General features: G+C 64.4%; 6 protein-coding genes. 2 read left to right on the top strand and 4 right to left on the bottom strand.

The annotated features are described in order from the left end of the window. On the top strand, nt 1-893 hold an 893-nt coding region (locus EOA33_RS20170), incomplete at its 5' end, for a peptidoglycan-binding protein (RefSeq protein ID WP_190234317.1). A 54-nt stretch (nt 894-947) separates the two neighbouring features. Here EOA33_RS20170 and EOA33_RS20165 read toward each other — a convergent pair. Next, nucleotides 948-1,484 carry an OmpA family protein gene (locus tag EOA33_RS20165; protein ID WP_189347287.1) on the bottom strand — a complete coding sequence of 179 codons (537 nt, stop codon included), beginning with the start codon at nt 1,482-1,484 and terminating at the stop codon, nt 948-950. 194 nt (nt 1,485-1,678) lie between these two features. On the opposite strand from EOA33_RS20165, the gene EOA33_RS20160 reads away from it, so the two are divergent. Beyond that, nucleotides 1,679-2,254 carry a hypothetical protein gene (locus tag EOA33_RS20160; RefSeq protein WP_189347288.1) on the top strand — a complete coding sequence of 192 codons (576 nt, stop codon included), beginning with the start codon at nt 1,679-1,681 and terminating at the stop codon, nt 2,252-2,254. Between the two features lie 73 nt (nt 2,255-2,327). On the opposite strand, the gene EOA33_RS20155 is transcribed toward EOA33_RS20160, so the two are convergent. The 3 genes from EOA33_RS20155 to ftsZ all read right to left on the bottom strand — a co-directional run. Beyond that, on the bottom strand, nt 2,328-2,609 hold the full coding sequence (locus tag EOA33_RS20155) for a hypothetical protein (RefSeq protein ID WP_245455434.1): 282 nt from the start codon (nt 2,607-2,609) through the stop codon (nt 2,328-2,330). A gap of 29 nt (nt 2,610-2,638) precedes the next feature. Next, complete coding sequence (locus EOA33_RS20150) at nt 2,639-5,188, bottom strand: caspase family protein (RefSeq protein ID WP_127406389.1); 2,550 nt, start codon at nt 5,186-5,188, stop codon at nt 2,639-2,641. Nucleotides 5,189-5,577: 389 nt separating this feature from the next. Further along, the coding region (ftsZ, locus tag EOA33_RS20145; protein WP_127406388.1) for a cell division protein FtsZ at nt 5,578-6,478 on the bottom strand (901 nt) is incomplete at its 5' end.

Below are 6,478 nucleotides of genomic sequence, written 5' to 3'. Positions count from 1 at the left end.
GCCGGCAGCGGCCGTGGCACAATGCCTCGCTGGGGCGCGAGGTCTTCATGGGAAAACCTGTCGAGGCGACGCCCGCGGCAAAACCCGCAGCCGAGACACCCGGCGCCGCGGCCACTTCGACCCCCGCCCTAGTGGTCGGCGAACCTCCGTCATGGGAAGTCGAGCAGCGTCTGTGGGACGAGGCCTCGAAGAAGAATTCCATCCCGTTCTACGAGGCCTATCTCGAACAGTTCCCGAACGGCCGTTTCGCCACGGTGGCGAAGCTGAACATCGACGAGTTGCAGGACCCGAAAGCCGAAGACAAGCAGGTCGCGGCCCTCGATACGGACGAGGCGAACGCCAATTCCGGCTCCGCCGTGCGCACGTCGGTCGGCATTTCGGACGAAATGAAGCAGGCGCTGGGCAGCGAACTGACGGAAAGCGCCATCGGTCTCGATCGCGAGGGGCGCATCGATCTGCAGTTGCGCATCGAGGCCCTCGGCAACGAACTTGGCAGCGTTGACGGGAATATGGGCCCCAAGACCCGCCAGGCGATCGGCGACTGGCAAGAGGAGAACGGCCTGCCGCCGACCGGCTTCCTGACGCGGGAGCAACTGGCCTTCCTGGTGGTCCAGACGGACCCGATGATGGAGGCGGTGCGCGCCAGGCACGCCGCCGACCAGGCCCGCGCGACGACGCCGAAGAAACAGGTGGTGCAGAAGGCCCGCGCACCGAAGCCGGTGGTGCAGAAGCAGCGCAAGAAGCAACAGCAGGTCGTTCAGAAGAAGCGCAACCGCGACACCCTGGTCGGCCGGGAGGAACCCCCGCCGCCCCAGGACAACAACAACGACTTCCTGACCAAGGCGCTGATCTTCGGCACCGGTGTGGCTGTGGGCGGCGTGCTCAACAAGTGACGGCCGGAACCCGGGCCTGCCGCAAAGGGCGCCTGCCGACGCAAATGAGGGGTGCTACTCCGTCCTGATCCGCATTTCGACCCGGCGGTTGACCGGATCGTACGGGTTGGCGCTGCGCGGATGCGTCTTGCCCAGGCCGATCGCTTCGAGCCTGGTGGCGGCAACGCCATTGGCCGTCAGGAAGGCGGCCACCGATTGCGCTCTCCTTTGTGACAGTTCCTGATTGTAGCGGGACGAGCCGGAGGCGTCGGTGTGACCTTCGACGACGAAGCTGAAAGAGCTCAGCCGTTGGTCCTTCAACGCCTTGGCGAACTCGTCGAGCTCGGTGCGCGCGGTCGTGTCGAGCTGGGCTGAATCGAGCCCGAAATTGATCATCATGTCGAGGCCGGTTTTCTTGGCCGGCGCGTCCTTCGCCTCGGCCTTGCTCTTGCACTCGTCCTCGGTGCCGACGCAAATCCCGCGCGAAGCGCCGAGATTGCCCGCTCCGGCAAAAAACTTCACAATGTCTTCCGATTTCTGCAGCGGATCGGCAAAAGCCTGGCCAGACACAAGCACGACCGCCAACACAAAGGCTGAACTGCCCATTCGCATAACCGTTACTCCCGTTTGAAGCATCCGATTTCGCCGGCCGCGGATCATATCAAATTCCGAAGCGATTGTCTGTCGGCCACACCGAAAATATGCGGCATCGCCGGCGATGGCCGCCTGCCCGTCGAGCAAGACTTGACCGGCGCCTCGCCGGGCGCTTGAGTGGCTGTTATTCCTCGGGGAAAGGCGTGGCGGCCATGGCCAATGAGCTCCGATACAAAACGGCACGGGACCTTTTCACGGCTTGTCCCGCTGTCGCCGGGGACATGAGCGCCCTCCCGACCGAACAGGCCTCGATCGAGTTCTGCCGAGCCCTGCTCGCCGGGCCGGTGCCCGAGGAAGCAATCACGTTCTGTGCCTATCTGCTCGCCGAACGGGCCGCGGTCTGGTGGGCTCATGAATGCCTGAGCCACCTGCGCGACCTGCTCGACGGGCAGGACCTGGAGTTGCTCATGCTTGTCGGCGACTGGGTCAGCGAGCCGGACAATCCCAGGCACCATGCGGCGCTGAGCAGGGCCGTGGCGATGCCGCCGACGACGCCGGTCGCCTGGATTGCCCTGGCCGTGATATGGCGCGACGGCGGTTTAGCCGCGGACGAGGCGGCGATGCCTGTGATGCGGCCGTTCCCCGCCGCCCATGCGGTCAATGCCGGGATACTGGCGGGGCTGGCACGTGTCGCGCTCGCCGATCGCTTTTCCGTGCTTTCAGCCTTCGTCGAAATGGGCATCCAGACGGCGGAGATCGAGGCGCTGCGCCAATCGGCGGATGCCTAGGCCTTTGTGAAGGCGGTGCTGAAGTCAGTGGCGCACCGCACGGTCATCGCAGCCGGCTGCCCTGGATGCTTGGTCATCCTCCCCAGCCGCCGCCGCTATTGCCTCCGCCGCTCCCACCGCCTCCCATAGTGGGAACAACAGGCGCGGTCACAGTGGTTTCCTCAACCGGCTTTACCACTTTTTTGGCGGTCACCTTTTTCTGTTTGACGACCGTGGTCTGAGGGGTCGTGCGGACCACCTTCTGCTGCGGCTTCGCCGCCACCGGTGTCGGCTCGGCCTTGGGCATCAGGGACGTGCAGCCCATGAGCGCCACCATGAAGCCGAACAGCGTTGTTGCGGTGATTGCCTGCTTCAATGTCCTGCCCACCATTGCCTCCCGGTTGATCAGAAAAGGTCCCTGCGCGGATTGGCTTCTTCCCACACCCCTCTGGCCGCGTTGATCAGCTGAGTGTCCAGCGAGCCGGTCGCGGCGACCTTCGACTTGAGTTCCTGTTGCAACTGCTCCAGCGCCGCCGTTTTCGGCTTCGCTGCGAATTTTGCCAGCGTCTTCCTGGCCTCCGGCAGCTCCTTGCGAAGGTCGAGCGCGGCCGCGAAAGCGAGGAAACGCGCGGCGACGGCCTGATTGGCCTTGTCGCCCTTCTGCATTTCGAGAGCCGCGCGATCGTAGGCGCCGGACTGATCGCCGCGCATGGTCCCTAGCTCGAACAGTCTTTGTGCCTCGGCGAGGTCCCGCTCCACGCCGGAGCCGTCCCGGTACATGCGCCCAAGGCTGGCTGGAGCGTAGGGCTGGCCGAGATCGATGGCCCGTTGAAACAGCGTCAGCGCCATCTTCGGATCCTTGTCCACGCCCTGGCCGCTAAGATAGTTCCGGCCGAGCAGGTTCATCGAATACATGTCCTGCCGCTGCACGCCGGCCTGAAGGAAGGCAACCGCGCGATCCGGGTCGGCGGTCACGCCGTTGCGGCCCTCCGTGAAGATCGCGGCGAGATCGTTCATGGCATAGGTGTGCCCCATCGCCGCGGCCTTGAGCAGCAGGTCCAACCCCTTTGCAGTGTCGGGCCTGACGCCGTAGCCGTTGAACAGGGCGCGCCCCCAGGACGTCATGCCGTAGGGATCGCCCTTGTCCGACGCAGCCTTGTAGAGGGCATTGGCCTGCGTGCGGTCCTGAGCGGTTCCGGTTCCGGTCGCATGCAGGTAGCCGAGTTCGAAGACGGCGCGGACATGCCCCCTTTTCGCGGCCTCCTCGATGGCTGTCCTGGCATCCTCGACCTTGCCCACGGCAAGCAGAGCGCGTCCGAGTTCATAGCGGAAGCGGGGTACATCCGGATAAGCCTTCACAGCCGTCTCGCAGGCGTCCACCGCGCCGGCGCCGATCTCGTTCGGCAACAGGCCGGGGACCACGCCTTGCAGGTCGAGCGGTTCGCCGGCGGCCGTGTCGCATGGATCGACGCTTGGCGAGAGTTTCATGCTGGCGGGCTTGGATGAATTGTCGTCGGCCCGGATTTCGAGGCCGACTATGAGCGGCTTGACGGTGCCGATCTGCGGTTCGTACCGCAAGTGCTCGACCTCGTCGGCCCTTAGGCTTGCGTCGGGCGTCAGTGTTCGGTCAGGCAGGGATAGCGTTCCCGTTGCCGGATAGCTCGCGACTTTCAGGCTGACCGCGGGGTCCTTCGTCGGCAGATCCAGGTTCAGCGCAACCGGGCCGACGCCCACCGGAACACCGATGTCACGATTTTCGATCGCCTCTGCGGCGCCGGTGATTTGGATGCCGCGCTCCAGGATCTGCTGCTTCTGCTCGGCCTCCAGCGAGGCCATGATCTGCTGACCATCGGCTCCCTCGCCGCTCTTGACCCGGAACACCAGTATGCCCTGGCTTTGGCCGCCCCAGTCGTCATGCGTGGCGTAGGCCAGCATATCCACCTCGTCCTGCGCGGCGGCGCCCTTGGGGACATCCATCTTCAGGCGCGGCAGGTCCTTGCCCTGGATCGGCTGGCCGACCTCGACAGGCTTGCCGTCCAGCGTCAGGCGGCCGAGAGCCGGCGGTCTCTCGATGCTGACGGTGACGGTTCCGCCGTCGACATCGATCGGCTGCGGCAGGCCGAGATCGACCGGGCCGACCCCCGAGAGCACGACCTTCTCCAGCACCGGCGGCAGCGAAGGCCGGGTGGCGCGGCGCATCAGCACGACCTCGTCGATCAGCGAGGAGTTTTCCCAGGGAACCTGCTTGCCGTCGGTCGCCTGGACGACGTCGCGGCGCACCGCGGCCATCACGGCGCGGATCTCCTGGTTAGGCGCCAGCGCGCGGCGCGAAAATGCCGATGAGAAGGGACTAAGGTCACCGGTTCCGTCATAGGCGACCGAGCCCGGTTCGGTGGCGAAGGCGATCAGCGTGTTCAGCGAGCTCTTGACCTGCGCGAGGCCGGCATTGCCGGCGGTGATCAGTTGATCCCGCAGCCAGTAGTCCTTGCGCGGGAACGGGTTGTTGCGGCAGGCGTCGAGGATGATCACCTGGATCTTCGATTTCGAGCGCAGTTGCTCCAGCACATCGTTGAGCTTGATCGCCTGGACCTCGATGTCGGCCGCCCTCTTCAGCGAGGCGTCGACCGGGATCAGGAAATTCTCGCCGCCGATCTGGAAGCCGTGGCCGGAATAGTAGACGACAGCCAGGTCGGCGCCGTCGGCGGCGGCCAGATAGCTGCGAAACTGCTTCTCGAATTCGAGCTTGGTGAGATCCTTGGCGACGAACACGTCGAAGCCGGCAAGCCGAAACGTGTTCGACACATCCGCGGCATCCTTGTCCGGGTTCTTGAGCGCCGGGATTTCACGATATTCGGAATTGCCGATCACAAGGGCAACCCTTCGATCGGCGTGAGCGTCGAACGTCGCGAGGCCCACGAGGATCAAGGCTGCAATGAACGCGCAGCATCGCAGCATGGCAAATCCTTAACTGCTATGACCTGTCGACCACAAGAACGCAGCTTGCGGTGTCAGGGTCTGTTAAAGAGTTCACAATCTGCCGATACAGGAACTGAGAGAGGCGCCAAGGCGAATGCGGGCGCATTCCTCATCCAATCAGTTTCTAAATTACCCTAGAGGCGGAGGTTCCGCAATGATCTGAGCCGGCTTGTCGATGGTGCGGTCGGCAACGTGCTGCGGCCGCCTCGCCGCGAACATCCGCGCGATGCTCATCGCCTCCAGGACGCGACGATAGTCGAGCAGGAATGATCGGCTGGTCGGTCTGGCACGCCGGGTTTGCGGCTGGATTCGGTCAAAGGTTGAGCGACAGTGCGACAAGTGCGTCGCCGTTGGACAGGCCGAGCGCTTCAAGCGGTCCTTTGCTCGGGCTGTGCAATGTCCATGATCTTGCGCAGGCCCGTTGCGACGACCGATACCCGGAACTTCCCGGCCAATGCCTGGTCGAAGATGGCGCCCACGATAATGTCGGCGTCGGCGTCGACCTCTTCCCGTATCCGTGTCGCAGCCTCATCGACCTCGAACAGCGTCATGTCCGTGCCGCCGCAGATCGACACGAGCAGGCCTCTGGCGCCTGTCATGGAAGCCTCATCGAGCAGCGGATTGGCGATCGCAGCCTCGGCCGCAGTCCTTGCACGGCCCTCGCCGGAAGCCTCGCCGGTTCCCATCATCGCCCGGCCCATGTCCCGCATCACTGACTTCACATCGGCGAAATCGAGATTGATCAGGCCTTCTTTCACGATGAGATCCGTGATGCATCCGACACCCGCGTAGAGAACACGGTCTGCCATGGCAAAGGCGTCGGCAAACGTGGTCCTGGCGTCGGCGACCCTGAAGAGGTTCTGGTTCGGGATGACGATCACTGTATCGGCGCACTCGCGAAGGCGTTCTATGCCTTCCTCCGCGGCCTGGGTCCTGCGCTTGCCCTCGAACACGAAAGGCTTGGTAACGACCGCCACCGTCAAGATGCCGGCATCGCGTGCGGCACGCGCAATAACCGGCGCAGCGCCTGTCCCGGTGCCACCCCCCATGCCCGCCGTGATGAAACACATATGCGTTCCCGCGAGATGATCCATGATCTCGTCTATGGATTCCTCCGCGGCCGCGCTGCCGACCTGTGGCAAAGATCCGGCCCCCAAGCCCTCTGTCACATGCGCGCCCAACTGGATCAGCCGCGACGACTTCGACATCGTGAGCGCCTGGGCATCAGTATTGGCGACGACGAACTCGACGCCCTGCAAGCCTTCGGAG

The organism is Mesorhizobium sp. M4A.F.Ca.ET.050.02.1.1 (assembly GCF_003997725.1).
Taxonomy (GTDB): domain Bacteria; phylum Pseudomonadota; class Alphaproteobacteria; order Rhizobiales; family Rhizobiaceae; genus Mesorhizobium.
This window is presented reverse-complemented; position numbering and strand designations above follow the sequence as displayed.

Excerpts from the sequence above, each read along its gene's own strand:
- EOA33_RS20165 (WP_189347287.1), bottom strand. The coding sequence starts at position 1,484 with ATGCGAATGGGCAGTTCAGCCTTTGTGTTGGCGGTCGTGCTTGTGTCT.
- EOA33_RS20160 (WP_189347288.1), top strand. The coding sequence starts at position 1,679 with ATGGCCAATGAGCTCCGATACAAAACGGCACGGGACCTTTTCACGGCT.
- EOA33_RS20150 (WP_127406389.1), bottom strand. The coding sequence starts at position 5,188 with ATGCTGCGATGCTGCGCGTTCATTGCAGCCTTGATCCTCGTGGGCCTC.